Here is a 26,910-nt window from a genome sequence, read left to right as displayed (position 1 = left end):
CGTGCCTGTTTTTTGCGTTGAATGATGTAGTTCCGCAGGAATATTTTGCTTACGAAATCAGGTGTCCATGGTATAATCAAAAATGTGCTTTCCATGCTAATGAGACTTAAGAACCAGGCGGTGAATCGGGTGTTGCCCAAAATTAATCAAATTCTGCATATTCAGGTCGCTTCTGTGGATGAAGACGAGGCCAGGCAGGAATATAAAACTCGGGTTTCAGATTTGCAAGAACATCATATTTCCATTGAAGTCCCGATCCACGAGGGCACAGGCCGGTTGAAGAAGCTTTATGTCGGGGATGAATTGTCGATCGTATTTATTACTGACGGCGGAATCAAGCATTACTTTAATTCTTATGTGCTGGGTTTCCGTGAAGATACGATACGTCAGGTCATCATTAAGAAGCCTGAATTGGAATCTATTACCCAAATTCAACGCAGGACATTCCTGCGAATTACAGCTCAGCTTGAAATAGCGGTGCGCTTATCCGAGCAGGTTCGTTTTGTTGCACTAACGGATGATGTGGGAGGCGGAGGCATTTCATTTATATGTGATCCCCAATGGCCCCTTAAGTTCGGAGATCGGCTTCAATGCTGGCTTCTTGTGCCATATAAGAGCAACACGGCGGAACACGCTAATTTTATATCTGAAGTGGTCCGGATTAAGACCCTTGAAACAGGACGTCAACTGGTGATGTTGAAGTTTATAGAGATTGCTGAAATGGACAGACAGCGAATTATCCGTTATTGCTTCGAAAGGCAGATTGATTTTCGCAAAAAATAAATGAATGAACATCCGGAAGCTGGGAATACTACCTGACAATCATTGGCAGGAGGGATATTCTTGGGTCACCGAAAGCAACAATTAAGTACATATGAACACGTGTTTGTTGAGTTTTCAGTTCAAGTGGAGAAGTGGCTTAAACGAGTGCTTTTCCTCTTTCTGACGCTGTTAATTCTGTCTCAAGGATTATTGCAGGTTCCATCCATTCGCAAGTTGCTATCCGAAGTGGAACAATTGGAAGGAGAGCCGTACCTGCCTGGGACTGCGGAACAAATCCGGTTGCCGTAAACTATGCAACAGGTCGCAGGTGTGGTATAATTTTCTTCGCTTGCAGGCGGCGCCTGCTTTTTTCATGATTACTTCATTCATAAGTGAGTATTGGGAGGAAACGAAGGCTTGGAAACGCAACAAGGAATTCCCAAAATTAACATCGCCATTGATGGACCGGCAGGAGCGGGTAAGAGCACCGTTGCTCGACTGGTCGCCGAGAAGATGGGATATATTTATGTAGATACAGGCGCCATGTACCGAGCTGTTACGCTGAAAGTCATTGAAGCCGGCTTAACCGACGGGAACAATCCGGCGTCGATTGCCGCATTGGCACACAAACTTTCATTGCAACTCAAGTTGTCTCCGGAAGGCCAGAGAATTTCCGTGAACGGTGAAGATGTAACGGAATATATCAGGACCTTGGAAGTAAACCGTCATGTCTCGATGGTTGCTCGGATTGAAGAGGTTCGCTCATTGTTGGTTCTGAAGCAACAACAGCTGGCTTCCGCCAAGGGCGTGGTGATGGACGGACGGGATATCGGAACTCACGTCTTGCCTGAGGCCGAGGTCAAGGTGTTTCTCACCGCCAGCGCTCGCAAACGCGCGGAGCGCAGGTTTAATGAGATGGACGAGGATTCCATGACATTGGATGAGCTGGAAGCAGATATCGAACGCAGAGACCGAATGGATGCGGAACGTGAAATTTCACCGTTGAAACAAGCAGTTGACGCTACGCTGATTGACAGTACATCTTTGACGATCCCCCAGGTTGTGGAGTATATTATTGACTTGTGCCAAGCGCGATTCGGTAAGGAGATTGTATAGATGTTATATACGGTGTTGAAGAACATATTTTACTTTCTTTTTAAACTATTCTACCGTTTGGAAGTCGTAGGTAAGCACCATGTGCCTGCGGAAGGACCTGTCATTCTGTGCGCCAATCATATCAGTAACATGGATCCGCCTCTTGTCGGCACAGCGCTTCGGCGCAAGGTTCATTATCTTGCCAAAGAGGAATTGTTCAACAAACCCGTAATCGGCTGGGCTATACCCAAGCTCGGCGCTATTCCCGTAAAACGGGGCGGCGTAAGTAAAGATGCGATTCGCGCAGGGTTTCAATTGTTCAAGGACGGCAAAGTCATGGGGATCTTTCCTGAAGGGACCCGCAATTCCGACAGCTCGGCGGCGAAGAAGGGTGCGGCAATGTTCGCATTGCGAACAGAAGCGGCAGTTGTACCGGTTGCAATCGTAGGTCGATACAAACTTTTCGAGAAGATGAAGATCGTCTATGGCGAACCTATGGATCTCTCCAGCTTTAAGTCCGGAGGCTCCGAGGTGCTGGAAGAGGCAACGGACGCCATCATGAATCGTATTCGTGAGATGGTGAAGGAACACCAATAAAGCTTTTGGCATGCAGATGTATGGAAAACAATTCTTGGAAAGATACTACTTTTAGATCTGATTTACCCTCTGCGTCCTTGTAGGCGCGGGTTAAATACATTATAGTTAAACACATGAAGCCCTTATATATGTTATGGGTAGCGAATTGAAGGAGGTAATTTACAAATGACAGAAGAAACAAAAGTGCCAGAAACCGGGGCAGAAACCGAAACTCAAGCGGTTGAAAACACAACCGAGGAAGCTACGGAAATGACAGAGCAACAAATGACGGATATGGTTTCCCTGAAGAAGGGTGACACCGTTAAAGGGACGATCGTTAAAATCGAGGATAATCAGGCGTATGTTGATATAAGCTACAAATACGACGGTGTTATCCCTGTGAAAGAACTGACTTCCCTTGGTGGCGATAACGCTGCTGACCACGTGGAAATCGGTCAGGAAGTAGAGTGCAGAGTTGTCAGCATCAACGACAACAAAGAACAATTGATACTTTCCAAGCGCGCTGTAGACAGCGAGAACGCATGGGAAGACTTGCAAGCGAAGCTCGATTCTCAAGAGGTTCTTGAAGTCACTGTAGCTGACGTTGTTAAGGGCGGATTGGTTGTGGACTTGGGTACACGTGCATTCGTACCGGCTTCCATGGTTGAACGTCGTTTCGTCGAAGATTTCAGCGATTACAAGGGACGCACATTGCGTGTCGTTGTGAAAGAGCTGGATCGCGAGAATAAGAAGGTTATTCTTTCCCAGAAAGATGTACTGGATCGCGAATTCGAAACGAACAAGAAACAAGCAATGGAGAACCTTCAAGTGGGTCAAGTGCTGGAAGGTACAATTCAACGCCTGACGCAATTCGGCGCTTTCGTTGATATCGGCGGCGTAGACGGTCTTGTTCATATTTCCGAGCTTTCCTGGACCCATGTGGAGAAGGCTTCCGACGTGGTTAAAGAAGGCGACAAAGTCAACGTGAAAGTACTTAAAGTTGATCCTTCCGCAGGCAAAATTTCCCTAAGCATCAAGGCTGCCCAGCCGGGACCATGGGAAACGTCCGCGAACGATTTCAACATTGGCGATATCGTTACAGGTACTGTGAAGCGTCTTGCAGGATTCGGAGCATTCGTTGAAGTAGCTCCTGGCGTAGAAGGTCTTGTGCATATTTCACAGATTTCCCACAAGCATATCGGCACACCGCAAGAAGTGCTTAAAGAAGGTCAAGAAGTTCAGGTGAAGATTCTGGACAAGAACTTGGACGAGAAGCGCATTTCTTTAAGCATCAAGGAGACGGAAGAAGCTCCGGCACAATCGGCTTCTGAAGATAAAGCGCCTAGACCGGCTAGATCCAGAGATAAGTTCGACAGAGGTCCTAAAGTCGACAAGATTGATAACCCTAACGTTTCTCTAAGCAACGAAGGACTAAGCTTTACCCTTGCAGAGCGTTTCGGGGACAAGTTGGATAAATTCAAGAAATAATAGCACTTTTTAAAGAACGGCAGTCCATCTGGACTGCCGTTCTTTTTATTTTTCGGTCGACGAGTCTGTCCCGTTCATTTGGTTAATTCCTGCATTCATTAGCAATAATATGAAGTAACGAGGTGATCTAATGAATGCCGGTTACTTGTCATTATTGTTAAGCAGCAGCGCGTTGATCCTTTTGGCAAGCGGATGGAAGGAGGTGCTGCTCCCGGGAATATCCCACAGGGCGGTGCTTCTTTTTTTTATTGCTGTGTTTACAGCCACATGGTTTTGGATCCCCCTTACTCCGGGTGTGAAGTTGAACGGGGGCGCACTTGTTCTATTGTTGGCATCGATCAGACCTATGTACAGACAGAAAGACAAACTTCTTGTGCTTCAATGTCTCTCGGTCGCTTTATTGGTAGGGTCGATCTATTTATTTATGAATCGGCTGGATGATGTAAGTCCTGTGCTGACGATTTACATGCCGCGTTGGGAACAAATTTTGATCCTTGGGAGCATTGTAGGCATCACGGTGCGCAAGCCCGGGGAGCAGGTAACTGTTATTACGTTCGCCCTCCTTTTTGCCGCTTCCGCGCACGGTTGGGGGCTGCCCGGTAATGAAACCATATATATGGGTAAGCCTGAATTTTATGACGCATGGTGGGTGTTGATCGTGAGCGCACGAGTGTTGTCAGTAACTACCGAGGGTGTGGAGAAATGGTTTAAACGCTTGCCCGCTCTGCCTGGCCGGTGGAAAGGTTGGAAGAAATGATACATCTGGATTATTTCTATGAAACAAGATACACGATGGGGATAACGATAGGAATTCTGTTTGGCTTCGCTTCAAGGATGATGATGATGCGCACGGATTATCGGCAGTATCCGACCTATCCCCACGGGCGTATTATTCATCTCTCTCTGGGTTTGATTGCCGCAAGCTTGGGTGCTGTAGCGGTACCGTCTTTTTTAAACAAGGATTACACGGCGGTTACTTTTCTAACTCTTGCCGCCCAGCAATTTCGGGATGTTCGGAATATGGAACGTCAAACTTTATCCAAAGTGGATAGCAGTGAACTCGTTAAACGAGGGGATTCATACATCGAAGGCATTGCGATGGTATTTGAGGGTCGAAACTATCTGGTTATTTTTTGTGCCTTTATCACGACGTTAACCACCATTCTTGCACAGTGGTATTTTGGTATAGCCGCAGGAATGCTGACTTGGTTTGTTGTTGAATATTATAAATCAGGAAAATCCATCAACGATATTTCGGACATTTCAATCTCAACAGTTACTGTGGATGGGCCGGATCTCTATGTGGATGATATTTATATTATGAATGTAGGCTTGGCCGAAAGTCAGCGTATGTTCAGAGAACATGGTCTCGGAATCATCATCCGGCCGAAGACCAGAAACGCCAGAGTGACTCTTGCTCATCTTGGGCAAAGACAAGCCATTCTGCATGATTTGTCGACCATGCTTGGCGTATTTCGGGACTCCGGCGAGCCTTCACTTATTCCTATGATTAAGTTAGATAAGAAGGATGGCCGTTTAGGGGTGTTAATTCTTCCGCTGGATAACGATCCCGACACGGTTCTGGAAGTCGCGAAGAAGGTCCCGATGCTTGAGAGCGCGGTACGGTTACCGTCGAAAGCCAAACAAAAAATGCGGAGGGATGCAAATGAGTGAGATTTTGGCCATTGTCACGAAGGAAGAAAAGAAGGCAGGCGGCGGCGTTCCGATATTCTATGCCCGGGATGAAGAGGAATTTCAACAAACCAGTCATTTGTTAGAGAAAATATTGGATGCGATGGCGCATGATCTAAAAAACGGCACGATGATTCTGGTGCAACGGTAACAAACAATTAGCCAAGGACGCTGATTTTTGCTATGATGGTAAACGTGAACCAAGAAGAGGAGTGAAATTATGGCAAGACCGATTATCGCGATTGTCGGCCGTCCGAACGTGGGGAAATCAACGATTTTCAACCGTGTCATCGGTGACCGCATGGCTATCGTAGAGGATAAACCAGGAATAACCCGTGACCGCATCTACGGAACAGCGGAATGGAACGGGACTCCGTTCAGTATTATAGATACAGGCGGTATTGAAATAGATGAAGAGGATTTCATTCTCAAATCGATTCGTGTACAAGCAGAGCTGGCTATTGAAGAGTCTGACGTTATCATCTTTATGGTTGATGCCAAAGCAGGCTTAACTCCTGCGGATCAGGAAGTCGCTGAAATTCTTTTCCGTTCTCGCAAACCTGTAGTTGTCGCTGTTAATAAAGTAGATAACATTCAGCGGCAGGAAGATATTTATGAGTTTTATTCCTTAGGATTCGGTACGCCGATGGGCATTTCCGGATCTCACGGACTCGGCATAGGTGATCTATTGGATACCGCCGTGGAGCTCCTTCCCGAGAAGGAAGACGATGATTATGGAGAAGACGTTATTCGCGTCGCCTTGATCGGGCGTCCGAATGTGGGCAAATCATCATTAGTCAATGCGATTCTGGGTGAGGAACGCGTAATCGTCAGCGATGTTGCGGGTACTACTCGTGATGCGATTGACACCCCTTTTGAGAAAGACGGTCAGAAGTATGTGTTGATTGATACGGCGGGAATACGTAAACGCGGCAAAGTATATGAAACCACGGAGAAGTACAGCGTTATGCGTTCCATGAAAGCGATTGAGCGAGCGGATGTGGTACTGGTCCTCATCAATGGGGAAGAAGGAATCATCGAGCAGGATAAGCATATTGCGGGGTACGCGCATGAAGCGGGTAAAGCTTCCGTATTTGTCATTAACAAATGGGATGCGGTTGAGAAGGACGAGAAGACGATGCAGAACTTCACACAGAAGATTCGGGATCATTTCTTGTATATGACCTACGCACCGATTGTGTTCTTGTCTGCCCTGACCAAACATCGTCTGCAGAAGTTGCTTCCGGTCGTTAATCATGTATCGGAACAACACGCGCTTCGCATTCAAACCCATGTGCTTAATGACGTTATACTGGACGCTGTAGCGATTAATCCGCCGCCGTCGGATAAAGGTAAGCGTCTAAAAATCAGCTACGCGACCCAAGTATCCGTTAAGCCGCCGACATTTATCTTCTTCGTCAATGAGCCGGAGCTCATGCACTTCTCATATGAACGTTATCTGGAGAACAAGATCCGCGCGGCATTCGACTTTGAAGGAACCCCGGTGCGTCTGCTTACACGCCGGAAATCCGAGAGTGAATAGGGGAGAAGGAATTGCTGAACTTGCTTTTGATCGTTGCATGCTATTTGCTGGGTTCGGTAAGTTTTAGTTTTATTTTTGCCAAAGCGTTTAAGGGAATTGACATCAGACAGCACGGCAGCGGTAACGCCGGTGCTACCAATACGTTGCGGGTTCTGGGAAAAGGGCCTGCGATTCTCGTATTGGCCCTGGATATTCTGAAAGGGATCGGCGCGATTTGGATAGCGAGGGCTGTAGAGCCTGATGTCATCTCGATTCACGTTCTTTGCGGTCTAGCAGTCATTATCGGCCATAACTGGCCGGTTTTTTTCGGATTTCGCGGAGGTAAAGGGATAGCCACGACGATTGGTGTCATGGCTACATTATGCTTTATGCCAAGCTTATTCGCCGGTATTATTGCTTTGTCGCTTATTGCTCTTACTCGTTACGTTTCCTTAGGCTCGCTCGTGTTCGCCGCCCTTCTTCCATTATTTATTATTTTATTAGGCCGGCCGATGGAAATCTTGATTGCAAGTATCGTTATCGGTGTGTTCGCATTCTATAAACACCGGACCAATATCTCAAAGCTGTTGCAGGGCAAAGAAAATAAGCTTGGCGCTTCCAACAAGTAATACAGGAGGTACATAAGATGATGATGACGACAACACCTCACAAAGTAGCCGTATTGGTTGCGGGCAGCTGGGGCACAGCCCTTGCATCCGTGTTGGCTGATAACAGCATGAACGTATCGCTCTGGTCACGGAATGCGGAACAAGTGAATGAAATTAATACCAGACACACCAATCATAAGTATCTGCCGGATGCACAGCTGCCCGTGAACTTGCGAGCCACAACTTCGATGGAGGAAGCCGTGACCGGAGCGACGGCAGTGCTGCTGGTAGCCCCTTCTTCCGTTATTCGTGAAGTTGCGGCCCAAGCTAAACCCTATGTGAGTGAGGATACGTTAATCATTCATGCGACCAAGGGGTTTGAGACCGATACTCTGAAACGGATGAGTACCGTGATCGCTGAAGAACTTAACCGGAATGAAGAGGATATCGTCGTTCTGTCCGGACCCAGCCACGCGGAAGAAGTAGTAAACAAACGTCCGACCACCGTAGTGGTCGCTTGCAGGAACGAAGAAGCGGCCGAACGTGCGCAGGATTTGTTTATTTCTCCTTATTTCAGGGTGTATACAAATCCCGATGCTACAGGAGTGGAGGTCAGCGGCGCTCTTAAAAATATTATCGCTTTAGGCGCCGGTCTGTCAGATGGATTGAAGTTCGGCGATAATGCGAAGGCGGCGTTGATTACACGGGGATTGGCTGAAATTGCCCGTCTTGGCGCCGCTATGGGCGCCAATCCGCTAACGTTTGCGGGGCTTGCCGGAGTCGGAGATCTGGTTGTCACGTGCACCAGCACACACAGCCGCAACTGGAGAGCGGGTTCGATGCTTGCGCAAGGCATGCCTGTGGCAGAGGTATTAAAGACGATGGGGATGGTTGTAGAAGGTGTTCGAACCACCCAATCAGCGCATACCCTTGCTGAGCAATACGATGTGGAGATGCCGATTACAGAACAGCTTTACCAAGTATTGTTCAAGGGTAAGTCACCCAAGTTAGCGGTTGAAGACCTGATGGGCCGCGGTCGTACCCATGAAATCGAAGAAATTGCCAGAGCGACGAAAGAAAACTGGCTGCGTTAGCCTACACCAAATTTGTCCCTCCCTCATAAGATATCGGAGTACGCTAATGAGGAGGGATGTAGTTTGTCCAAAAAAGATATGTCCAAAGACGTCCTGAATTCCATTAAAAATAAAACCGGCAAGACGATTTCCCCGAACCAAGTGAATAAATTGGCTAGCGGTGTCAGCCCTTCAACCGTATCCAACGAAGCTCAGTTGCGTCAATTGATTAAGCAAGTATCCGCTATGGCTAAAGTGCCTGTTTCGGAAAGCACAATCAATGAAATCGTCAAAGCGGTGAAAAGCAGCGGGATGAACCCGAACAATATGGAAACGTTAATGAAGATGATGATGAAAAAGTAACAATTTCAAGAACAAAGGCCATTGGCTTTTGTTCTTTTTATTTGGGGATGCTATAATCAAGATTAGGCTTTTTTATAATCTTTTTTAGGAATGGATGGCTGCCTCACATGGAAATGAGCTCCGCAGATAAAGAAATCATGTCCTTTCTAGGGATAGGACTGATGTTACTGGCCTCGGTCATTGTCACTTTCGCCAGAGTGAAAACGAAAGGTTTAATTAAGCTTATTTTGTCAGTGATCGCCTTCGTGATGTTATTATTTGGATTTTTCTACGGTATACTCGCGATTTTGTAGGAGGAAGGCATAACGATGATTACCTTAACAGGCAAGACGGTTACTAAAGATGTTGAAGAAGAGCTGGGCTTAAGCCTGCTGGATTTGGCGATGAAACATGACATCGATTGGGGGTTCTCCTGTACCCGAGGAACCTGTGCACGATGCCGGTGCCGCGTCTCGGAAGGAATGGAGCTTCTAAATGAGGTCACCGATGAGGAATGGAACCGATTGGACGAAGATGAGCTGAATGAAGGCTACCGTTTGGGTTGCCAAGCTGTTGTTAAAGCGAGCGGAATTATTCAAGCCGTAAATAAAACCTACTTTTAAAGAGGCAACCATGAAAAATTCTAATTCCGATATTCAACAGACGGGCGCTTTTCAGGCGCTACAACGAATTGCGGAACTAATGCACGAAGCCGACGTACCCTGGCTTGTTGGTGGCAGTTCTAACTTGATGTTGCAGGGTGTGGACATCGGACGGGCGCCCAGGGATCTGGATATCTATATGGATGCGAAACAACTGGATATCGCTTACGATAGATTAAGCCCTTTTGCAACGGATATTCCCGTCTGGGATCGTACGGAGATGTATTATTCCAAGCTTAGTCATTACATAGTGGGAGGGGTTACGGTCGAGTTGGTCGGCGACTTTGAAGTTCGGTCCCGCAGTTCCATATACACAGTAAATTTGCATTTACTGCATGCTATGATTGGCGTGGAGACGGGCATATTCGCTTACCCAGTTTCATTGATGCCTCTTTCCCATGAGCTGATTTTCAATTTACTGCGGAATCGACCGGACCGCTATATTGCTATTGCTAACCGGATGAAGGAGGATCTGTCCCGACATCTGCAATCTTTAAGACTTATCAAGGAATTCTGCCAACTTGACGCGGAGGTTGTGCAACAACTGAATGCCATGCTTGGCCTTCAACCTGATTAGGAGAGGGTGTACGTCATGCTTGTTGAAGTGACCTTCCTGCCCGAAGGACGCAAGGCTCAGGTTCGGCCGGGCACAACCCTGCTGGATGCGGCCCGCAAAGCCAGGGTGAATATTCGTACCCGGTGCGGAGGAAAAGCGGGTTGTCTGATGTGTAAAGTTACCGTGGAAGACGGTATAGGGGTGGCGGGTATGAACCACAACGAAGCACTGAAGCTGGGTACTTTAGCCGAGACGGGTCAGAGACTGGCTTGTCAGGCCAAAGTAACCGGTGCTTGCGTGGCCAACGTGCCTGAAGATCCTCTGAAAGCGGCAGTCCGAGCGCAACTGTTGCGCCAACAACAAGAGGATGAATGGTAAGGCACCTATGATTCGCCATTGAATAAAGGAAGTGATAATTGTTCTTATGTGGATGACACAGAAAATGTCCAAAACAGCCTTGGGGATGATGGTAATCATTCTGACGTTACTTCTGTCAGGCTGTATGTACCCTGATGAACGCCGCGCCGAGCGGAACCCCGCTGCAGCCAAAGAGTTCTTGACGGTCGTACAGAGCGCGGTAGACACCTATCAGAAGGAAACGGGACTGCTGCCTTTACAGAACAGTACAATGGAAACTCCGCTGTATGAGAAATACTTGGTTGACTTTAAACAGTTGCAAAAAAGAGGCTACATCAGCTTCATTCCCGGGAATGCATTTGAGAGTGGCGGCACTTATTATTATTTAATTATTAACGAAGAAACCAAGCCCGAAGTAAAATTGATGGATCTGATTTCGTTCCAGAAAGTCAACGAGGTGCAGAAAGCGGTGGATTCTTATCGCGGTGAACATGGCGGCGTGCTCCCCCAAGGTGCTGCGGCGGCAAACTCTTTTTTCTGGATCGATTATAAAAAACTGGATCGGAAACCACCTGAAATCGTCAGTATGTACACAGGTCAAACTTTAAACTTAATGATGCATGAGAGCGGTAGAGTCGTTATTGATTACGCCCCCGACTTGATGCAACTTATTACCAAGGGGAACTTGAAACCGTCAGCGGGGGAAGATTTACGTGCGCAACTTGCTTCGACGACCCCTTTCGTCCCTCTGAAGTCATATCCCTATTATTGGCAGGATAACGAGCCTAAAGTGGCGTCAAAATAAACCTAAACCATCCTTGCTTGCCTTCGGGCAGGCGGGGATTTTTTTATTTTAGGGTATATCCTTCCTTTCGGAGGCATATAACTCATTTTGGGTAAGTTCTCTATCTCTACTTTTGTCAAAAACAATAATTTAGGAGAGGGAGAGAAAATACTAGTCATATTCATGGGCTTTATACATATGCTTTTACTAGTCCAAATGAATGTACGAGTTCCGTTACTGACGGTTAACGTCAATGGCGATTGCCCCTGTACATAGGGAGCATGGCGACACCTGCATCATTTCAAAATCCTTTTAGGAGGGAATCTCATTGGAAAAAGTGGATATTTTTAAGGACATCGCAGAACGCACTGGTGGGGATATATATCTGGGAGTCGTCGGCGCCGTGCGTACAGGGAAATCGACCTTTATCAAAAGATTCATGGAAACGGTCGTTCTGCCCAGCATACAAAGCGAGGCGGATCGGGTAAGAGCCATCGACGAGCTTCCGCAAAGTGCCGCAGGCCGTACGATTATGACAACGGAGCCGAAATTCGTTCCGAACAATGCGGTGCAAATCCGTGTAGCTGAAGGCTTGGAAGTGAATGTGCGCCTTGTGGATTGTGTTGGTTATGCTGTAGATGGCGCTAAAGGGTACGAAGACGAGAATGGTCCCCGGATGATATCCACGCCGTGGTTCGACGAGGCGATTCCGTTTCAAGAAGCTGCTGAAATCGGCACGCGCAAAGTCATTCAAGAACACTCCACATTGGGTGTAGTCGTTACAACGGACGGGACTATTGCGGAAATTCCTCGGTACTCTTACGTTGAATCCGAGGAGAGGGTCATTGCCGAGTTGAAGGAAGTCGGCAAACCGTTCGTACTCATTATCAACTCTACCAAACCTCGCAGCGAAGAAGCGCTGCAATTACGTAACGAGCTTGCGGAGAAATACGATATTCCGGTTATGACGATGAGCGCGGCGCAAATGACGGAGGAAGAAGGGTTATCCGTACTGCGCGAGGTGCTTTACGAGTTCCCGGTACATGAAGTCAATGTGAATCTGCCTAGCTGGGTGATGGTGCTGGATGAGAATCACTGGCTGCGCACACACTTTGAAGATTCAGTACGTGATACGGTGAAAGATATTCGCCGTCTGCGTGATGTGGATCATGTCGTCGAGCAGTTCGCGGAATATGAATTTATTTCACGAGCCGGCTTGAGCGGCATGAACATGGGCCAGGGCGTCGCTGAAATCGACCTGTACGCGCCGGACGAACTTTACGACCAAATTCTAATGGAAGTCGTTGGCGTTGAAATTCGCGGCAAAGATCACCTGCTGCAGCTCATGCAGGAATTCAGTCACGCGAAGCGCGAATACGACCGCTTCGCAGAGGCGTTGGAGATGGTCAAGACGACCGGCTACGGAATCGCTGCTCCTTCGCTTGCTGAAATGGCTCTAGACGAGCCGGAACTGATTCGTCAAGGATCCCGGTTCGGTGTGCGGCTGAAGGCCACAGCGCCTTCCATTCACATGATACGCGTTGATGTGGAGTCGGAGTTCGCGCCGATTATCGGAACCGAGAAGCAAAGTGAAGAGTTAGTGCGCTATCTGATGCAGGACTTCGAGAATGATCCGATCAAGATTTGGGAATCCGACATCTTCGGACGCTCGCTGCACTCCATCGTTCGGGAGGGCATCCAAGGCAAAATCGCCCTTATGCCGGACAACGCGCGTTATAAACTTCAGGAGACGTTGGGTCGTATTATCAATGAAGGCTCCGGCGGTTTGATCGCCATTATTCTGTAAATTTATGAAGACATCCAGATCCTATGGAGGATTTGGATGTCTTTTTTGTTTCCTTATTTTGAATGAAAAGTAGGGATATTTCCATGGTTTAGGCTGTGATTATGGCGGGAAAACGGCAAGAAAAGGTCATTTTCGTTAATTGAGGGTAAAATATCAACTGAGACACTTGAAATTGTCTTTCTGCTGTTATACTATAAATCTGTTCCTTCCGAAGTGGAAAAATGGCGGTATATAAGGAAAATATACTGTTTCAATGTATAATTTCGGGTAAATCGGCAACACAGAATGATAACGACATCACATTACGGGGGGAGGTGAATGGCATGAATAAATCTGAATTGGTCGCTAAAGTTTCTGAAACAACTGAACTCTCCAAGAAGGACGTAACTAAAGCGGTAGATGCTGTGTTTGAAGCAATTTCCGAAGCATTACAAGGCGGAGACAAAGTACAACTCGTAGGTTTCGGTAACTTCGAAGTTCGTGAACGTTCCGCTCGTAAGGGACGCAACCCGCAAACGGGTGAAGAAATCGAGATCCCGGCAAGCAAAGTACCTGCTTTCAAACCAGGTAAAGCGCTTAAGGACGGAATTAACTAAACCATTGTACATATCATACATGGCTTAACTCAAGGAAACCGCATTTGCGGTTTTTTTGTTGTCTCCAAAGCCGACCAAAGCAAATGCCGCCTGACCCGGGGGCGGGATCAGACGGCATTGGATGTTTGATATTTATTCTTTACGAAGCCTGGACTCCAGAACGAATGTTCCGAAAGGAAGAAAAGCGGCTATAAAAGCTCCGAACACGCGCAGGATGGACCATCGGAATTTAAGCGTGACCACGGCCAGCGCGAGCAGGTATAGAACAAACAAAAATCCGTGAAGTCCTCCCACAATCGTAACGGCAAGCGGCATTTCGGCCCAATATTTAAGCGGCATGGCTATAAATAACAGCACCAGAAACGAAATCCCTTCAAAAATGCCAATTTGGCGAAAAGCACGTAGTGAAAATGTATTGGACATTGGAAACACCACCTATATAGTTTATATACTTCAATTATAATCGAGAATGTAACGGGACATGCGGTTTATCATCAAAATTCAAAAAAAATTCACCATAGTCCTCGGGGTTCGCCATATTTTGTCCATATTGGACCGGTTCGTCCGACTTGGATGCCAGGTTGACACTTACTTCTTTTTTTAGCATGATATGAATATTAGAATATTAGCCTGAGGAGGCTGGGGCATGGAAGAAAAGAACGGAGACTATTTTGTTGTGAAAGCCAAGGACAACGGAGTGCATGTGATCGGGTTGACTAGGGGGCAGGACACCAGGTTTCACCATACGGAGAAATTGGATAAAGGCGAAGTGCTGATCGCTCAGTTTACAGATCATACTTCCGCCGTGAAAATTAGAGGAAAAGCCGTAATTATGACGAAATACGGTACGATTGACACCGAAGAATAATTTTTTGTTGATGCAGGCATAGCCTGCATTTTTATTTTGTACAATGTGATAAAGGGGGAGTTGTCTGGATGCGCTATCTGGTTCGGATCTTCTTAGTCACAATCATATCTGCAGGCGTAGCGTGGTTACTCTCGATGTTGCCGCCGCTGGAACTGACCCAAACCTTAAAGGAACGCGTTATGACAACGTTCAGCATGGAGAGACAAGTGGTACTGGCTGATGAAAACCTAGTGGACTATCTTTCCCGGATTCCGTTGCATTTACGTATGGATAAGGTGGACTGGGACCACTCTGTCCTTTATATTGATTTGATTATGAGTGCGGATGACCCGGCGCCGCATCCCCGAATCCTGGATGATCTGTACGAAATTGCGGAATTCAGCCTGTTCGGCACAGAGAATGTGAAAGAGGTCATGTTGCGTGTCAATGAAGCTCCGATGGAACAAGCAGAAGCTGGAAGCAGGACGCATTCTCAGGAGCAGTTATTGCTGGCAGTGGATGCGCGGCGGGGCGAGATTACAGCGGAGGATATTATTCAGTTAAGACGCAGTGAAGGCAAGGTGGATCCGCAAAGCATCAAGAAGTTCAAAATGGTGTTTACCGACCAATGGTATGAAGCTGCCGTGAGGTAAGTGTGATCCATATCTTCGTTTCAGGCACAATTAAGGATGATGCGGTTCCGCCTGAACAAGGTTGGGAGTATCCTCTGAAAGTTGTGCTTGTTTGTTTTGATTATGTTATAATTGTTTAGATATGTTGTAATTTCTTGAAAGGGTCGGAGGCTTCTAATGAATACGTACCGGATTCCGGAATTAGCCAGAAAATACACAGAACACGATATGATCCAGAAGCATACGGACCTTCCTGAACTTCCGGATTCCCGAATTCGATTATTACATACCGTGCTCGAGACTCATCCCCGGACTTCTCATGACAGCGATGCCTTGTCTCTTGCGACGCTGCTGGTTCAACTGGGAATGGATACCCACGATATGATCGATAACCAAGAACATTCGGATGCGGCAAGGAACAATGCGGACCGTTCGAGACAGCTGAAAGTGCTTGCGGGCGACTACTTCAGCAGCGGGTTCTATCACATTCTGTCTAAAGCCGGTCAGATTGAAATGATTACGTTGCTCTCGGGAGCAATATGTGAAATTAATCGCATGAAAATGCACTTATACCTTAGAATGAACCAGCTTAAGCTGAACGCGGATGAATATCTGCAGCAGAAAGTCAGTATTAAGACGCAATTGTTCCTAATTTTCTCTAAATTTATGGACGGGGTGACTGCCAAAGCCTGGCCTGAGCTCCTCAGTATTGTCACGAAGTGCGAGTTAATTGTAGAGGAATTACATTTCAGCGAATCTCATGAGCCATCGAGGAGCAGCTGGGTGTTCTGGCATATATGGAACAAGGCTACGGACGGAGAGAAGAGCTTGCTGAGAGACGGAGCCGTTGACAAGACGAAGTGGAGCACATATGTCCTGAAGTATAATGTCCGGGGTATTCTGAAGGATATGTTAAATCAGCAGCTTCAGCAAGCCGCCGCGCTTGCGGGCCAATTGGATTCGGATAGACTCCGCAGAGACTTGGCGCAAATAGGCGACTCATATAAACGTTATTCAGCCTCCCTGGTTGTGGAGGAAATTTGAGGTGAAGGTCAACTTGGAAGGGAAACAGAAGGAACAGTTCGTACATTCGGTATTTGAAAGCATCGCGCCCAAGTACGATATGATGAATGATTTGATCAGCTTTAGAAGGCATAAGGCTTGGAGAAGGTTTACAATGAACAAGATGGCGATGAAGCCCGGAAGCACGGCGCTTGATCTGTGCTGCGGCACTTGCGACTGGACGATCGCGATGGCCCGGGAAAGCCGAAACGGTCCTATGACAGGGCTCGACTTTAGCAACAATATGCTGAACGTCGGCCGGTTGAAAGTACGGGAAGCTAATCTTGATGAACAGATTACTCTGGTTCAAGGAAATGCGATGGAACTGCCTTTCGAAGACAACAGCTTTGACTACGTCACCATCGGCTTCGGACTTCGCAATGTGCCTGATCTTGTTCAGGTATTGAAGGAAATGCAACGGGTTGTAAAGCCTGGCGGCAAAGTGGTTTGTCTGGAATTGTCCAAGCCGGCGAAAGAACCTTTCAAGAGCACTTATTATTTCTATTTCCAGAAGGTTCTGCCTCTTCTTGGCAAGCTGGTCGCCAAACGATATGAACAATATCGTTGGTTACCGGAGTCCCTTGCCGTGTTTCCGGATCATGTCCAACTGAAGAAGCAATTTTCGGATATCGGCTTAACCCAGGTCGAGGCGTATCCGTTAACTCTTGGTATTGCTGCGCTTCATATCGGTACGAAGAGGAGTGCGGCGCGATGATTCGCAAAATCGGAATATTCCTGGAAATGATTAAATTCGAACATACCCTCTTCGCGCTCCCGTTTGCTTTCATGGGATCTCTGCTGGGCTCCGTCGTAATTAACGGCCATCTCCCGTCTTGGGCACAGATCGGTTGGATTATTATGGCGATGTTCGGAGCGCGGAGCGCGGCTATGGGATTGAATCGCTTCATTGACAGGACGATTGACAAGAAGAATCCGAGAACGGCCATGAGAGCCATTCCTGCAGGTCTTCTGGAATCCAAAGAAGTTATTGTCTTCATCGCTGTATCGTTCATATTGCTCTTTATCGGAGCGTCTCAGCTCAATTCATTGTCTGTGACGTTGTTGCCTATTGCCGTATTTATGCTTGTCATTTATTCGTATACGAAGAGATTTACATGGTGGTGCCATGTTGTTCTTGGCTTCACGATTGCTCTGGCTCCTCTCGGCGGTTGGGTGGCTGTTACAGGTCAGATTAACGGTGTGGCCATCCTATTGTATGTATCCGTCGCATTCTGGACGGCTGGCTTCGATGTAATCTATGCCTGTCAGGACGCGGATTACGACAAGGAAGAGAAGTTACATTCGATTCCCAGCCGTTTCGGTGTGGCTAACGCCTTGTTGATTGCGCGTTGTCTGCATTTGATTCCGGCATTCGGTTTGTTGGCACTTTATTTCATTACCGATTTGAGTTGGTGGTATTTAGCGGGGGCAGTCATTTCCATCGGCCTATTGTTCTATGAACACCGGATCGTTACGCCTGGAAATTTATCCAGACTAAATATGGCTTTCTTTACTCTGAACGGTACGCTTAGCATTGTCATGTTTGTGTTCACCTTCATTGATTTGGCGGTGGCTTAAATGGACGGCAATGCATTTGAAGTTTATACGAAACAGGTAAAGGCAACAACGACGGTTGATTTGCCCGGAGCAGGTAAGCGTTGGATTGTCGGTATGAGCGGGGCCAGCGGGGCACCTTACGGAATCACCATTGTACAGTCTTTGCTATCGCAAGGATTTACTGTTCATCTGCTGGTTACAGAGGCGGGCTGGAGAGTGCTCAAGGAAGAGCAGGGCTGGGATGCAACTCGCAGACCTGCTACTTTGGAGGAACACTTCGGAGGCTATCCGGGGAAGCTGAAGCATCATCCGATGTCCGATATCGGTGCGGGGATTGCCAGCGGTTCTTTCCGAACCGAGGGCATGGTGATTGTGCCTTGTTCCATGGGGACGCTGGCCGCTGTAGCGAACGGTTTGTCGGATAACCTACTGGAGCGGGCGGCGGATGTCATGCTTAAAGAAGCGCGTCCGTTGCTCCTCGTCCCTCGGGAAACGCCTCTGCACGCGGTTCACCTGGAAAACATGCTGAAGCTGACGCAGCTCGGGGCCAGGTTGATTCCGGCGATGCCTGCGTTTTACCACGGTCCGCAGTCGCTTCAGGACATGGTGAATTTCATGGCGGGCAAAGTGTTGGACGCAATGAGAGTTGAGCATGAACTGTACAGAAGATGGGGAGCAACCGAAGATGAAACAACATGATCCGATTCGAATCGGCCGCATTCAATATACCAATGCCTGGCCGATTTTTTATCATCTGCAACAAGAAACTTCCGGCGAGCGAATAGAATTGATCTCCAAAGTGCCTTCCGAACTTAATCATTCGCTTTCGGAGGGATTGTTGGATGTGAGCGCAATTTCATCGTTTGCCTATGGTTTAAATGATGAACGATACGTTTTGTTGCCCGATCTATCTGTCAGCAGCAACGGTAAAGTAGGTTCCATCTTTCTCTTTATGAAGAAAAGCCTGAATGAAGTTCGTAACGGTTCCATTGCATTTACTACCGCATCAGCCACGTCTGTTAATCTGCTTCGAATCATCATGGAGAAATTTCTCGGAGGCAAGCCTCGTTACATAACGGCGGCACCCGATCTGGAATCGATGTTGAAAGAAGCGGATGCGGCATTATTAATCGGCGATGACGCCATCCGAGCGGCGTGGTCCGAACATCCTTACGAAGTTATGGATTTAGGTCAGGCATGGAAGGAACATACGGGACTGGGAATGACTTTCGCGGTATGGGCAGTGCGCCGCGCTTATGCCGAAGATCGGCCGGAAACCGTCCGCGCCATTTACGAGGCCTTCCAACGGTCTAAACAACGCAGCATGGCGGATTTGGGCCCTGTTACGAAGGAAGCTTGTCTCCGTATAGGCGGTACGGAGAACTTCTGGAATCGGTATTTCAGCGGCTTGAACTACGACTTTGGACAATCGCAATGGAATGGTTTACAATTATACTTCGAATATGCCAAAGAACTGGGCCTGATCCAGAGAACGATTCCTTTGCGGATCTGGTCGAACAATACGGTGGTACAGGTGAACTCATGAAATTAATTGATATTTATGCCCGTTTAAGAAGTGACATTCAATATATTGAGAAGGAACTGGAGCGGAGCATCGATACGGAGCATGCCGTACTGAACGAGGCTTCTCTCCATCTTCTGAAAGCTGGCGGTAAACGGATTCGGCCTGTTTTTGTCTTATTGGCCGGGGAACTCGGCCGTTATGATTTGGAACGGCTGCAGCGTGTGGCGGTTCCGCTTGAACTCATCCACATGGCTTCGTTGGTGCACGATGATGTGATTGACAATGCCAATACCCGTCGCGGTCAATTGACTGTGAAGTCAAAGTGGGACAACCGAGTGGCTATGTATACAGGGGATTACATTTATGCCAAGGCGCTGACCATTGTAACCCAACTGGACAATCCGCAGATTCACCGCATTTTATCCAAGGCTATGCTGGATATGTGTATCGGTGAAATGGAGCAAATCCGCGACTTCTTCAACACCTCCCAAACGGTGCGAAACTACCTGTTACGCATTCGGCGCAAGACGGCTTTGCTAATCGCAGTCTCTTGTCAACTAGGAGCGATCGCATCTGAAGCTTCAGAGGAGTCCGCCCGAATTATGTATAAATTTGGTTATAATGCAGGCATGGCTTTTCAGATTCGCGATGATATCCTAGACTTGCTCGGAACGGAGAAGCAGTTGGGCAAACCGCCAGGAAGCGATATGAGGCAAGGTAATATTACATTGCCGGTTCTGTTGGCATTGGAAAATCCGGATCTCGCCCCGGCATTGCTGGAGGAAATTCGTCATATCCGAGAAGCGGAAGGGCAGGCGGATACATACAAAGTGATTCAGCTCATTCGGCGAAGCGACGGTGTGGAACGAGCGGACAAGTTGGCGACACAGTTTATTAATAAAGCGATTGCCGCATTGGATGCTCTGCCAGAAAGCAAAACCAAGAAGAATTTTGTCGATATAGCGCACTTTATCGGGAAACGTTTACATTAAGTCTATACGAGTTAACTCAGATATGATATTGTAATGAATGGGCTTACATTAATGCCGCACATCATAATTTACACATACTTGAGTAATAATTGGAGGACTTTGCAATGGAAAGAACGTTCTTAATGGTTAAACCCGATGGTGTACAGCGCGGGCTGATTGGCGAAGTTGTTAAGCGTTTTGAGCAAAAAGGTTTTCAATTGGTAGGAGCCAAGTTCATGGTAATCACCAAGGAGAAGGCTGAGTTTCATTACGAAGAGCATCAAGGTAAGCCTTTCTTTAACAGCCTTGTAGAATTTATCACTTCCGGTCCGGTATTCGGTATGGTCTGGGAAGGGGATAACGTCATCGCGCTTTCCCGTACGATGATTGGCAAGACGAATTCGTTGGATGCACAGCCAGGGACGATTCGCGGAGATTATGCGGTACATACAAACTTAAATATTATTCACGGCTCCGATGCGCCGGAAAGCGCAGAGCGCGAAATCGGCAATTTCTTCGGACCGGATGAGCTGTTCTCATACGATAAAGCAAATGCGCAGTGGATTTAATAGATTTATATTGGTATAAGAAGGAGAATACCCTTAACTATAGAAATATAGTTAGGGGTATTTTTATGGGTTAGAAACGTAGCGGGGGTTAACATCATGGAAGATCAGGATTTCCTCTTCTTCGTGCGTAAAGTGAAGGAAAGCACCACGATCGATCTTTCACAATATAAAGAAGCACAGATGAAGAGACGGTTGACGACATTAAGAATGAAGAACGGGTATGACACCTTTGCTTCTTTTTATGAAGCGATCATGAAAGACAAGAAGCTCATGCACGAATTTTTGGATCGAATGACGATTAATGTATCGGAATTTTGGCGCAATCCCAATCGATGGGAAATACTGCAGCAACGGTTTCTTCCTGAAATGGTCAAAGAAAATGCCAAATTGAAATGCTGGAGCGCGGCCTGCTCTACAGGAGAAGAACCTTATTCGCTTGCTATGATATTGGCGAAACGACAATGGCTCGCTCAAGCACACTTGTTGGCGACGGACCTGGACGATAACGCCTTGGAAAAGGCGAAGGCGGGACGCTATCTGGACAGATCGTTACGCGATGTGCCTGCGGAATACGTAAAAACCTATTTTAGCGAAGAGGGCCAGATGTACCAAGTTTCGAATGAACTGAAGAAGGCGGTACAATTTCAGAAGGGAAATTTACTGACGGATCCGTTCGACCGTAATTTTGACCTGATTATTTGTCGAAATGTGATGATTTATTTTACGGAAGAGGCGAAGAACCTGCTCTATCATAAATTTGCAGAGGCGCTTAAGCCTGGCGGTATTCTATTTGTCGGCAGCACGGAGCAGATCTTCACACCTGCGCAATACGGGTTAGAGTCGGCGGATACTTTTTTTTATCGCAAAATGTAGCCTATGGCGTATAGTCGTTTCCAGTGTTACCCATACTATGGGCACATACTACGATGGCCTGGAGGTTTAACCGAAGTGGATAAACGAAAAGTAATAGCCGCCTACCGGCGGGGGTTTATAACAATACAGGAATGCTCGCAAATTCTGGGTGTCGATACGGCGCAGATGCTAGGTTTGGTCAATGATCCCAAGCTTCAGCCGGAAGAAACTTCGACCCGCAAGCTGCCGGTAAACACTTAAATGCCAATGCACCGGAACTTGTCTCCGGTGTATTTTTTATGGCTGGAAATCAATAGGGAAAGCATGTAATTTCGCGCAGTTGGGCGGTTATGCTTTAAAGCGATAAAATTTATTTCTTGTCAAATCAAACGGAACTATACTATAATTAGCACAATGATTTTACAGGGGGACGAGACGGATGTTGAGATATTTAACGGCAGGAGAAACACACGGTCCGCAATTAACAGCAATTATTGAAGGTTTGCCAAGTAATATGAGAGTGGATTTCGAGGAGTTGAATTTTCAACTACACCGCAGACAACTCGGTTATGGCCGGGGCCGCAGAATGCAGATTGAGAAGGATACCGCGGACATCGTGGGCGGCGTAAGACACGGTCGTACGACAGGGGCGCCGGTAGCCCTGATTGTGGCTAACAACGATTGGAAGCACTGGACAACCGTGATGAATATTGAACCGATCGAAGGTTCAGATGAAGAGAAGCGCAGAGTTCACCGTCCGAGACCCGGTCATGCGGATTTGAACGGCGGTTTGAAATATAATCTGAAAGATTTACGTAACGTACTGGAACGCTCGAGCGCTCGGGAAACCGCGGCAAGGGTAGCTTGCGGAGCGGTTGCGCGCCAGCTTCTGGCTGAATTCGGCATTAAAGTAGCCGGTCAGGTGTTGCGAATCGGCGAAGTCCAAGCGAAGAGGACGGAACTGCCGATCGATGAGCTTATTCAAGCGACGGAAGCGTCCCCCGTGCGTGTGGTGGATAAGGAAGCTGAAGCACTAATGATTGCGCATATTGATCAGATGAAAGCTGAAGGCGATTCGATTGGCGGAATTGTGGAATGTATTATTGAAGGCGTACCTGTAGGTTTAGGAAGTTATGTGCAATGGGACCGCAAGTTGGATGCCCGTATCGCGGGAGCTGTGGTTTCTATTAATGCTTTTAAAGGCTGCGAAATCGGTCTTGGTTTTGAAGCGGCCGAATTGCGGGGCTCCCAGGTGCACGATGAAATCTTGTACACAGCAGAACGAGGATATCATCGGGCATCGAACCGGGCAGGCGGATTCGAAGGCGGTATGACAACGGGCGAACCGATTGTGGTTCGCGGTGTGATGAAGCCGATTCCTACCTTATATAAGCCATTGCAAAGCGTGGATATCGATACGAAAGAACCGTTTACGGCTCAAGTGGAACGTTCCGACAGCTGCGCCGTGCCTGCCGCAAGCGTAGTGCTGGAGAACGTTGTAGCTTGGGAAGTTGCCAGGGCGTTCCTTGAGAAATTCGGTGGTGATTCTATTGAAGAAATCCGCGCGAATTTGAATAGCTATCTTAGTCAAGTGGAGCAATATTAATATGAGAGAGCTGCGGGTTGAACTGGAAGAGCGCTCCTATCCGATTTATATCGGAGAAGGCTTGCTGAACGAAACCGGCGCGATGTTCGAGAAGCATGGCATCACCGCCAAATCGCCTGTTCTCATCATCTCGGATGAGAACACGGCTGGTTTGTATCTGCGCAGAGTCGAAGACGCCTTGAAGCAGAAAGGTTACCGCACCGCCTCTTACTCGGTGCCGGCCGGCGAGCAGTCGAAGACGCTCGCTCTGTTGCAAGACGCGGTAACGGTCGCGCTTGAAGCGGGTTTGGATCGCAGCTCCACCGTAATTGCCTTAGGCGGCGGGGTGGTTGGCGATCTGGCGGGCTTCGTAGCCGCGACCTATATGCGCGGCATCCGCTTCGTGCAGATACCGACCACCATTCTGGCCCACGACAGCAGTGTCGGCGGCAAGGTGGCGGTCAATCATCCGCTTGCAAAGAACATCATAGGCGCGTTTCATCAACCGGATTTTGTGCTATATGATATCGACACGTTGAAGACTTTGCCGATCCGCGAGGTTCGAGCCGGACTGTCCGAGGTCATTAAGCACGGCTTAATTTGGAACGAGGACTTTGCTTACTGGTGTGAAGCCAATGCATCGAAGCTGCTGGCACTGGATTCGGAGGCGCTGATCTATGCGCTGTATGAAGGATGCAAAGTGAAATCGATTGTTGTTTCCCAGGATGAACGGGAGAATGATTTGCGAGCCATTCTGAACCTGGGACACACCATCGGCCACGCATTGGAGGCTGTGGCGGGTTATGGTGAGTTGCTGCACGGTGAGGCTATAGCCATCGGGATGATCGGAGCGGCGCGGATTTCGGTGAAGATGGGTCAGCCTCAGGATGTGCTGACCGTTACCGAACGCATCTTCAACGCATTTGGTCTGCGGACAGCCATTCCTGCACATCTGGATACGGACTCAATCATGTCAGCAATGATGCATGATAAGAAATTTAAAGAAGGCACCATGGTCTTTATCCTTCCTAAAGCGATAGGAAAGGTTGAAATCCATAAGGACGTGCCGATTTCCCTGGTGAAGGAAACCGTTGATTTTTTGAAACAGGAGGGTTAATTCATGTTTGTAAGAGGAATACGTGGAGCAATTACGGTTGATTCCAACAGTGAACAAGAAATATTGGATGCGACGACAGAGCTCTTGTCCGAGATCGTGAATGAAAACGAAGTGAATCCCGAACACATCTGCAGTGTATTTGTCACAATGACCACGGATTTGGATGCAACCTTCCCGGCAAGAGCCATTCGTCAGATGGAGGACTGGGACTTAGTCCCCTTGATGTGCTCGGTTGAAATTCCGGTTCATGGAAGCTTGGCCAAGTGCATTCGGCTGATGGTAACGGTGAATACGGAGAAGGCGCAGCGGCAGATGGTTCATGTTTATTTGCGCGGTGCGCAGATTCTCCGTCCTGATTTGGCTCCGTCCTCTCAATAAGACTTATTCTTGTTATGGGGTTGACCCTGCAGCCGAAGCTGTTGTATAGTATAGTCAGTTTAGATTGAGAAGGATCCACAGACGAGAGCAAGATGAAGCAATAAACAGGTTTGAAGGCTAGAGAGCCGAGCAGAGATGAGCAGAGTTGAGTTGAGCGGTAAGTCCGAGATGAGATGAGTAACCTTCATTCATGCAGATGCATGCTTATTTAGCATACATTGACAGCAACCCTTGGTTGTTGACGGACCGGAAACACGCTCATATGAACGATGACGAACCTCTACTTGGCGTAGAGGTTCTTTTTATTTTCCCCGATGATGAAGGAGAGTGTGTCCAATGTATACCCCTGAATTGCAAGAAGTGTTGAAGTTGTCCAAGAGTTACAATCTGATTCCGGTTGTGCGAAGATTTATGGCCGATACGGAAACGCCGATTCGAATTTTTCAACATCTACATGAAGAACCCTATGCCTTTCTGCTTGAAAGCGTTGAGGGGGGCATTCAGTGGGCTCGCTATTCCTTTATAGGCACAGACCCTTTCTTAATGATCCAAGGCAAGAACGGACGCATGGAGATCACCAAGAATGGAGTTGCTGAAGTAGCGGATGAGAAACCTATTGAACTTCTCAAAGCCTACTTGCGTTCCTACAAAAGTCCTGCCCTTTCAGAATTGCCGCCATTTACCGGAGGAGCGATTGGATTTTTTGGGTACGACCTGCTGCAATATTACGAGAAGCTTCCGGCACACCGCATTGATGATCTGGAGATGAACGACATCCAATTTATGTTCTGCGACCAAATCATAGTGTTTGACCATATGAAGCAGCAATTAATCGTGATTGCGAACGTCCATGTGCCCAATTTAGCTACCGACCGAGAGATCGCAGAAGCTTATGCCCACACCTGCGGCAAAATAGAATCCACCATCGACAAAATTCGAAATCCGCTTTCCTCGTTTAATGGTACCGGACGTCCCGTGCCTGATGATGTGGAGTTAGGTGAAGTGCGTTCGAACGTTACGAAAGACCAGTTTATTTCTAATGTCGAGCAGGCCAAAGAATATATACGCGCCGGGGACATCTTTCAAGTGGTACTGTCACAGCGGTTTCATCTGGAAACCGAAGTATCTCCGCTGCTGGTCTATCGTATTTTAAGAACGATGAATCCTTCGCCATACATGTACTATCTTAAGATGGGTGAAGAGGTTATTGTAGGGACTTCTCCGGAAGCGCTGGTTAAAGTTGACGGCGATAGAGTGGAAACAAGACCCATTGCCGGTACCAGACCGCGGGGACGCACTCCGGAGGAGGATCTTGCTCTGGAATATGAATTGTTGGCGGACGAGAAAGAGCGCGCGGAGCATTTAATGCTAGTGGATCTGGGGCGCAACGATATCGGGCGAGTTTCTGAATTCGGCTCTGTGAAATGTGATGCTTATATGGAAATCGAACGATACTCGCATGTGATGCATATTGTTTCGAACGTGTCGGGTAAGCTGCGGGACGACAAAGATTTCTTTGATGCTTTTCTGTCATGCCTTCCGGCGGGTACTGTATCCGGTGCTCCGAAACTCAGAGCTATGGAAATCATTGCGGATATGGAAAACGAATCTCGAGGAGCCTATGCCGGGGCAATCGGATACTTAGGATTTACGGGAAATATGGATACGTGTATTACGATTCGGACGATCATCTTTAAGCACGGTAAGGCCTATGTGCAAGCGGGTGCCGGAATCGTATGGGATTCGGTGCCTGAGAGTGAATTTTTGGAAACACAGAACAAAGCCAAGGCTCTGCTGAAAGCGATTCGCATGGCGGAAGCTGTGTCAGAGCCGCAGCGTACCGTGTCGGCAGTGAATCAAGATTACTATATGAACGTTTAGGGGGAGGGGAACAG

At 47.7% G+C, this 26,910-nt stretch carries 35 protein-coding genes; 34 read left to right on the top strand and 1 reads right to left on the bottom strand.

Annotated features, from left to right (window positions below; all coding sequences use genetic code 11):
* Positions 1-99 precede the first annotated feature (99 nt).
* The 19 genes from SY83_RS18675 (at position 100) to SY83_RS18590 (ending at position 13,920) form a co-directional block, all read left to right on the top strand.
* Positions 100-783 carry a flagellar brake protein gene (locus SY83_RS18675; protein ID WP_231891298.1) on the top strand — a complete coding sequence of 228 codons (684 nt, stop codon included), beginning with the start codon at positions 100-102 and terminating at the stop codon, positions 781-783.
* Between the two features lie 60 nt (positions 784-843).
* On the top strand, positions 844-1,071 hold the full coding sequence (locus tag SY83_RS18670) for a hypothetical protein (RefSeq protein ID WP_082882614.1): 228 nt from the start codon (positions 844-846) through the stop codon (positions 1,069-1,071).
* A 126-nt stretch (positions 1,072-1,197) separates the two neighbouring features.
* The gene (gene cmk / locus SY83_RS18665) at positions 1,198-1,878 is read left to right on the top strand and encodes a (d)CMP kinase (protein WP_068611199.1); all 681 of its coding nucleotides are present in this window, start codon (positions 1,198-1,200) and stop codon (positions 1,876-1,878) included.
* Positions 1,879-2,454 carry a lysophospholipid acyltransferase family protein gene (locus SY83_RS18660; RefSeq protein WP_068609265.1) on the top strand — a complete coding sequence of 192 codons (576 nt, stop codon included), beginning with the start codon at positions 1,879-1,881 and terminating at the stop codon, positions 2,452-2,454.
* A gap of 165 nt (positions 2,455-2,619) precedes the next feature.
* Complete coding sequence (gene rpsA, locus SY83_RS18655; protein WP_082882613.1) at positions 2,620-3,921, top strand: 30S ribosomal protein S1; 1,302 nt, start codon at positions 2,620-2,622, stop codon at positions 3,919-3,921.
* Positions 3,922-4,051: 130 nt separating this feature from the next.
* Positions 4,052-4,678, top strand: a complete 627-nt coding sequence (locus tag SY83_RS18650) for a hypothetical protein (protein WP_068609263.1) — start codon at positions 4,052-4,054, stop codon at positions 4,676-4,678.
* Complete coding sequence (locus tag SY83_RS18645) at positions 4,675-5,595, top strand: YIEGIA family protein (protein WP_068611197.1); 921 nt, start codon at positions 4,675-4,677, stop codon at positions 5,593-5,595. Before SY83_RS18650 ends, SY83_RS18645 begins: the two co-directional genes overlap by 4 nt.
* Entirely contained in the window at positions 5,588-5,764 is a 177-nt protein-coding gene (locus tag SY83_RS23370) for a capping complex subunit for YIEGIA (protein WP_197479890.1), read from the top strand. Before SY83_RS18645 ends, SY83_RS23370 begins: the two co-directional genes overlap by 8 nt.
* Positions 5,765-5,833: 69 nt before the next feature.
* Positions 5,834-7,156: a ribosome biogenesis GTPase Der gene (gene der, locus SY83_RS18640; RefSeq protein ID WP_068609261.1), complete on the top strand. Its 1,323-nt coding sequence runs from the start codon at positions 5,834-5,836 to the stop codon at positions 7,154-7,156.
* Positions 7,157-7,167: 11 nt separating this feature from the next.
* Positions 7,168-7,764, top strand: coding sequence for a glycerol-3-phosphate 1-O-acyltransferase PlsY (gene plsY / locus SY83_RS18635; RefSeq protein WP_068609259.1), 597 nt, complete (start codon positions 7,168-7,170; stop codon positions 7,762-7,764).
* A gap of 17 nt (positions 7,765-7,781) precedes the next feature.
* Entirely contained in the window at positions 7,782-8,837 is a 1,056-nt protein-coding gene (locus SY83_RS18630; RefSeq protein ID WP_407944598.1) for an NAD(P)H-dependent glycerol-3-phosphate dehydrogenase, read from the top strand.
* A 78-nt stretch (positions 8,838-8,915) separates the two neighbouring features.
* Complete coding sequence (locus tag SY83_RS18625) at positions 8,916-9,179, top strand: stage VI sporulation protein F (RefSeq protein WP_068611195.1); 264 nt, start codon at positions 8,916-8,918, stop codon at positions 9,177-9,179.
* Positions 9,180-9,286: 107 nt separating this feature from the next.
* Positions 9,287-9,472 carry a DUF2768 family protein gene (locus SY83_RS18620; protein ID WP_231891297.1) on the top strand — a complete coding sequence of 62 codons (186 nt, stop codon included), beginning with the start codon at positions 9,287-9,289 and terminating at the stop codon, positions 9,470-9,472.
* Positions 9,473-9,487: 15 nt separating this feature from the next.
* A complete protein-coding gene (locus SY83_RS18615) occupies positions 9,488-9,781 on the top strand; it encodes a 2Fe-2S iron-sulfur cluster-binding protein (protein ID WP_068609257.1) in 294 nt (97 codons plus the stop codon).
* 10 nt (positions 9,782-9,791) lie between these two features.
* Positions 9,792-10,397: a nucleotidyltransferase family protein gene (locus tag SY83_RS18610; protein WP_068609255.1), complete on the top strand. Its 606-nt coding sequence runs from the start codon at positions 9,792-9,794 to the stop codon at positions 10,395-10,397.
* Positions 10,398-10,412: 15 nt separating this feature from the next.
* Positions 10,413-10,754, top strand: a complete 342-nt coding sequence (locus tag SY83_RS18605) for a 2Fe-2S iron-sulfur cluster-binding protein (RefSeq protein WP_068609253.1) — start codon at positions 10,413-10,415, stop codon at positions 10,752-10,754.
* A 52-nt stretch (positions 10,755-10,806) separates the two neighbouring features.
* The gene (locus SY83_RS18600; RefSeq protein ID WP_231891296.1) at positions 10,807-11,538 is read left to right on the top strand and encodes a hypothetical protein; all 732 of its coding nucleotides are present in this window, start codon (positions 10,807-10,809) and stop codon (positions 11,536-11,538) included.
* A gap of 307 nt (positions 11,539-11,845) precedes the next feature.
* Positions 11,846-13,324: a stage IV sporulation protein A gene (gene spoIVA, locus SY83_RS18595; RefSeq protein WP_068609251.1), complete on the top strand. Its 1,479-nt coding sequence runs from the start codon at positions 11,846-11,848 to the stop codon at positions 13,322-13,324.
* A gap of 323 nt (positions 13,325-13,647) precedes the next feature.
* A complete protein-coding gene (locus tag SY83_RS18590; RefSeq protein WP_068609249.1) occupies positions 13,648-13,920 on the top strand; it encodes an HU family DNA-binding protein in 273 nt (90 codons plus the stop codon).
* 132 nt (positions 13,921-14,052) lie between these two features.
* On the opposite strand, the gene SY83_RS18585 is transcribed toward SY83_RS18590, so the two are convergent.
* Entirely contained in the window at positions 14,053-14,343 is a 291-nt protein-coding gene (locus SY83_RS18585) for a DUF3817 domain-containing protein (protein WP_068609247.1), read from the bottom strand.
* Between the two features lie 223 nt (positions 14,344-14,566).
* Here SY83_RS18585 and mtrB point away from each other — a divergent pair, with 223 nt between their 5' ends.
* From mtrB to trpE, 15 genes are all read left to right on the top strand, one after another.
* Positions 14,567-14,788 carry a trp RNA-binding attenuation protein MtrB gene (mtrB, locus tag SY83_RS18580; RefSeq protein WP_068609245.1) on the top strand — a complete coding sequence of 74 codons (222 nt, stop codon included), beginning with the start codon at positions 14,567-14,569 and terminating at the stop codon, positions 14,786-14,788.
* A 68-nt stretch (positions 14,789-14,856) separates the two neighbouring features.
* Positions 14,857-15,420, top strand: coding sequence for a hypothetical protein (locus SY83_RS18575; protein ID WP_068609243.1), 564 nt, complete (start codon positions 14,857-14,859; stop codon positions 15,418-15,420).
* Positions 15,421-15,576: 156 nt separating this feature from the next.
* On the top strand, positions 15,577-16,443 hold the full coding sequence (locus SY83_RS18570; RefSeq protein WP_068609241.1) for a heptaprenyl diphosphate synthase component 1: 867 nt from the start codon (positions 15,577-15,579) through the stop codon (positions 16,441-16,443).
* A gap of 1 nt (position 16,444) precedes the next feature.
* Entirely contained in the window at positions 16,445-17,176 is a 732-nt protein-coding gene (locus SY83_RS18565) for a demethylmenaquinone methyltransferase (protein WP_231891295.1), read from the top strand.
* The gene (locus tag SY83_RS18560) at positions 17,173-18,039 is read left to right on the top strand and encodes a UbiA-like polyprenyltransferase (protein WP_068609239.1); all 867 of its coding nucleotides are present in this window, start codon (positions 17,173-17,175) and stop codon (positions 18,037-18,039) included. Before SY83_RS18565 ends, SY83_RS18560 begins: the two co-directional genes overlap by 4 nt.
* Before the next feature lie 93 nt (positions 18,040-18,132).
* A complete protein-coding gene (locus SY83_RS18555) occupies positions 18,133-18,717 on the top strand; it encodes a UbiX family flavin prenyltransferase (RefSeq protein ID WP_068611191.1) in 585 nt (194 codons plus the stop codon).
* Positions 18,704-19,564 carry a menaquinone biosynthetic enzyme MqnA/MqnD family protein gene (locus SY83_RS18550; RefSeq protein ID WP_068609237.1) on the top strand — a complete coding sequence of 287 codons (861 nt, stop codon included), beginning with the start codon at positions 18,704-18,706 and terminating at the stop codon, positions 19,562-19,564. Before SY83_RS18555 ends, SY83_RS18550 begins: the two co-directional genes overlap by 14 nt.
* Complete coding sequence (hepT, locus tag SY83_RS18545) at positions 19,561-20,535, top strand: heptaprenyl diphosphate synthase component II (RefSeq protein ID WP_068609236.1); 975 nt, start codon at positions 19,561-19,563, stop codon at positions 20,533-20,535. The genes SY83_RS18550 and hepT overlap by 4 nt, the downstream gene beginning before the upstream one ends.
* A gap of 104 nt (positions 20,536-20,639) precedes the next feature.
* The gene (ndk, locus tag SY83_RS18540; protein ID WP_068609234.1) at positions 20,640-21,083 is read left to right on the top strand and encodes a nucleoside-diphosphate kinase; all 444 of its coding nucleotides are present in this window, start codon (positions 20,640-20,642) and stop codon (positions 21,081-21,083) included.
* Between the two features lie 96 nt (positions 21,084-21,179).
* Positions 21,180-21,956 carry a CheR family methyltransferase gene (locus tag SY83_RS18535; RefSeq protein WP_068609231.1) on the top strand — a complete coding sequence of 259 codons (777 nt, stop codon included), beginning with the start codon at positions 21,180-21,182 and terminating at the stop codon, positions 21,954-21,956.
* A 75-nt stretch (positions 21,957-22,031) separates the two neighbouring features.
* A complete protein-coding gene (locus tag SY83_RS23365) occupies positions 22,032-22,196 on the top strand; it encodes a hypothetical protein (protein WP_197479889.1) in 165 nt (54 codons plus the stop codon).
* Between the two features lie 178 nt (positions 22,197-22,374).
* Positions 22,375-23,541: a chorismate synthase gene (gene aroC / locus SY83_RS18530; protein WP_068609229.1), complete on the top strand. Its 1,167-nt coding sequence runs from the start codon at positions 22,375-22,377 to the stop codon at positions 23,539-23,541.
* 1 nt (position 23,542) lies between these two features.
* On the top strand, positions 23,543-24,637 hold the full coding sequence (aroB, locus tag SY83_RS18525) for a 3-dehydroquinate synthase (RefSeq protein WP_068609227.1): 1,095 nt from the start codon (positions 23,543-23,545) through the stop codon (positions 24,635-24,637).
* Between the two features lie 3 nt (positions 24,638-24,640).
* Positions 24,641-25,015, top strand: a complete 375-nt coding sequence (gene aroH / locus SY83_RS18520) for a chorismate mutase (protein ID WP_068609225.1) — start codon at positions 24,641-24,643, stop codon at positions 25,013-25,015.
* Positions 25,016-25,351: 336 nt separating this feature from the next.
* Complete coding sequence (gene trpE, locus SY83_RS18515; protein WP_068609223.1) at positions 25,352-26,896, top strand: anthranilate synthase component I; 1,545 nt, start codon at positions 25,352-25,354, stop codon at positions 26,894-26,896.
* Positions 26,897-26,910 lie beyond the last annotated feature (14 nt).

It is taken from the genome of Paenibacillus swuensis (assembly GCF_001644605.1).
Lineage (GTDB): Bacteria > Bacillota > Bacilli > Paenibacillales > DY6 > Paenibacillus_N > Paenibacillus_N swuensis.
Note: the sequence above shows the minus strand (reverse complement) of the source record. Positions and strands in the feature narration are given on the sequence as shown.

What these genes read in the sequence shown, in the direction of transcription:
- SY83_RS18675 (WP_231891298.1), top strand. Translation starts at nt 100, where the DNA reads ATGAGACTTAAGAACCAGGCGGTGAATCGGGTGTTGCCCAAAATTAAT.
- SY83_RS18660 (WP_068609265.1), top strand. Translation starts at nt 1,879, where the DNA reads ATGTTATATACGGTGTTGAAGAACATATTTTACTTTCTTTTTAAACTA.
- rpsA (WP_082882613.1), top strand. Translation starts at nt 2,620, where the DNA reads ATGACAGAAGAAACAAAAGTGCCAGAAACCGGGGCAGAAACCGAAACT.
- SY83_RS18650 (WP_068609263.1), top strand. Translation starts at nt 4,052, where the DNA reads ATGAATGCCGGTTACTTGTCATTATTGTTAAGCAGCAGCGCGTTGATC.
- SY83_RS18645 (WP_068611197.1), top strand. Translation starts at nt 4,675, where the DNA reads ATGATACATCTGGATTATTTCTATGAAACAAGATACACGATGGGGATA.
- SY83_RS23370 (WP_197479890.1), top strand. Translation starts at nt 5,588, where the DNA reads ATGAGTGAGATTTTGGCCATTGTCACGAAGGAAGAAAAGAAGGCAGGC.
- der (WP_068609261.1), top strand. Translation starts at nt 5,834, where the DNA reads ATGGCAAGACCGATTATCGCGATTGTCGGCCGTCCGAACGTGGGGAAA.
- SY83_RS18630 (WP_407944598.1), top strand. Translation starts at nt 7,782, where the DNA reads ATGATGATGACGACAACACCTCACAAAGTAGCCGTATTGGTTGCGGGC.
- SY83_RS18625 (WP_068611195.1), top strand. Translation starts at nt 8,916, where the DNA reads ATGTCCAAAGACGTCCTGAATTCCATTAAAAATAAAACCGGCAAGACG.
- SY83_RS18620 (WP_231891297.1), top strand. Translation starts at nt 9,287, where the DNA reads ATGGAAATGAGCTCCGCAGATAAAGAAATCATGTCCTTTCTAGGGATA.
- SY83_RS18615 (WP_068609257.1), top strand. Translation starts at nt 9,488, where the DNA reads ATGATTACCTTAACAGGCAAGACGGTTACTAAAGATGTTGAAGAAGAG.
- SY83_RS18610 (WP_068609255.1), top strand. Translation starts at nt 9,792, where the DNA reads ATGAAAAATTCTAATTCCGATATTCAACAGACGGGCGCTTTTCAGGCG.
- SY83_RS18605 (WP_068609253.1), top strand. Translation starts at nt 10,413, where the DNA reads ATGCTTGTTGAAGTGACCTTCCTGCCCGAAGGACGCAAGGCTCAGGTT.
- SY83_RS18600 (WP_231891296.1), top strand. Translation starts at nt 10,807, where the DNA reads ATGACACAGAAAATGTCCAAAACAGCCTTGGGGATGATGGTAATCATT.
- SY83_RS18590 (WP_068609249.1), top strand. Translation starts at nt 13,648, where the DNA reads ATGAATAAATCTGAATTGGTCGCTAAAGTTTCTGAAACAACTGAACTC.
- SY83_RS18585 (WP_068609247.1), bottom strand. Translation starts at nt 14,343, where the DNA reads ATGTCCAATACATTTTCACTACGTGCTTTTCGCCAAATTGGCATTTTT.
- mtrB (WP_068609245.1), top strand. Translation starts at nt 14,567, where the DNA reads ATGGAAGAAAAGAACGGAGACTATTTTGTTGTGAAAGCCAAGGACAAC.
- SY83_RS18575 (WP_068609243.1), top strand. Translation starts at nt 14,857, where the DNA reads ATGCGCTATCTGGTTCGGATCTTCTTAGTCACAATCATATCTGCAGGC.
- SY83_RS18570 (WP_068609241.1), top strand. Translation starts at nt 15,577, where the DNA reads ATGAATACGTACCGGATTCCGGAATTAGCCAGAAAATACACAGAACAC.
- SY83_RS18560 (WP_068609239.1), top strand. Translation starts at nt 17,173, where the DNA reads ATGATTCGCAAAATCGGAATATTCCTGGAAATGATTAAATTCGAACAT.
- SY83_RS18555 (WP_068611191.1), top strand. Translation starts at nt 18,133, where the DNA reads ATGAGCGGGGCCAGCGGGGCACCTTACGGAATCACCATTGTACAGTCT.
- SY83_RS18550 (WP_068609237.1), top strand. Translation starts at nt 18,704, where the DNA reads ATGAAACAACATGATCCGATTCGAATCGGCCGCATTCAATATACCAAT.
- hepT (WP_068609236.1), top strand. Translation starts at nt 19,561, where the DNA reads ATGAAATTAATTGATATTTATGCCCGTTTAAGAAGTGACATTCAATAT.
- ndk (WP_068609234.1), top strand. Translation starts at nt 20,640, where the DNA reads ATGGAAAGAACGTTCTTAATGGTTAAACCCGATGGTGTACAGCGCGGG.
- SY83_RS18535 (WP_068609231.1), top strand. Translation starts at nt 21,180, where the DNA reads ATGGAAGATCAGGATTTCCTCTTCTTCGTGCGTAAAGTGAAGGAAAGC.
- aroC (WP_068609229.1), top strand. Translation starts at nt 22,375, where the DNA reads ATGTTGAGATATTTAACGGCAGGAGAAACACACGGTCCGCAATTAACA.
- aroB (WP_068609227.1), top strand. Translation starts at nt 23,543, where the DNA reads ATGAGAGAGCTGCGGGTTGAACTGGAAGAGCGCTCCTATCCGATTTAT.
- aroH (WP_068609225.1), top strand. Translation starts at nt 24,641, where the DNA reads ATGTTTGTAAGAGGAATACGTGGAGCAATTACGGTTGATTCCAACAGT.
- trpE (WP_068609223.1), top strand. Translation starts at nt 25,352, where the DNA reads ATGTATACCCCTGAATTGCAAGAAGTGTTGAAGTTGTCCAAGAGTTAC.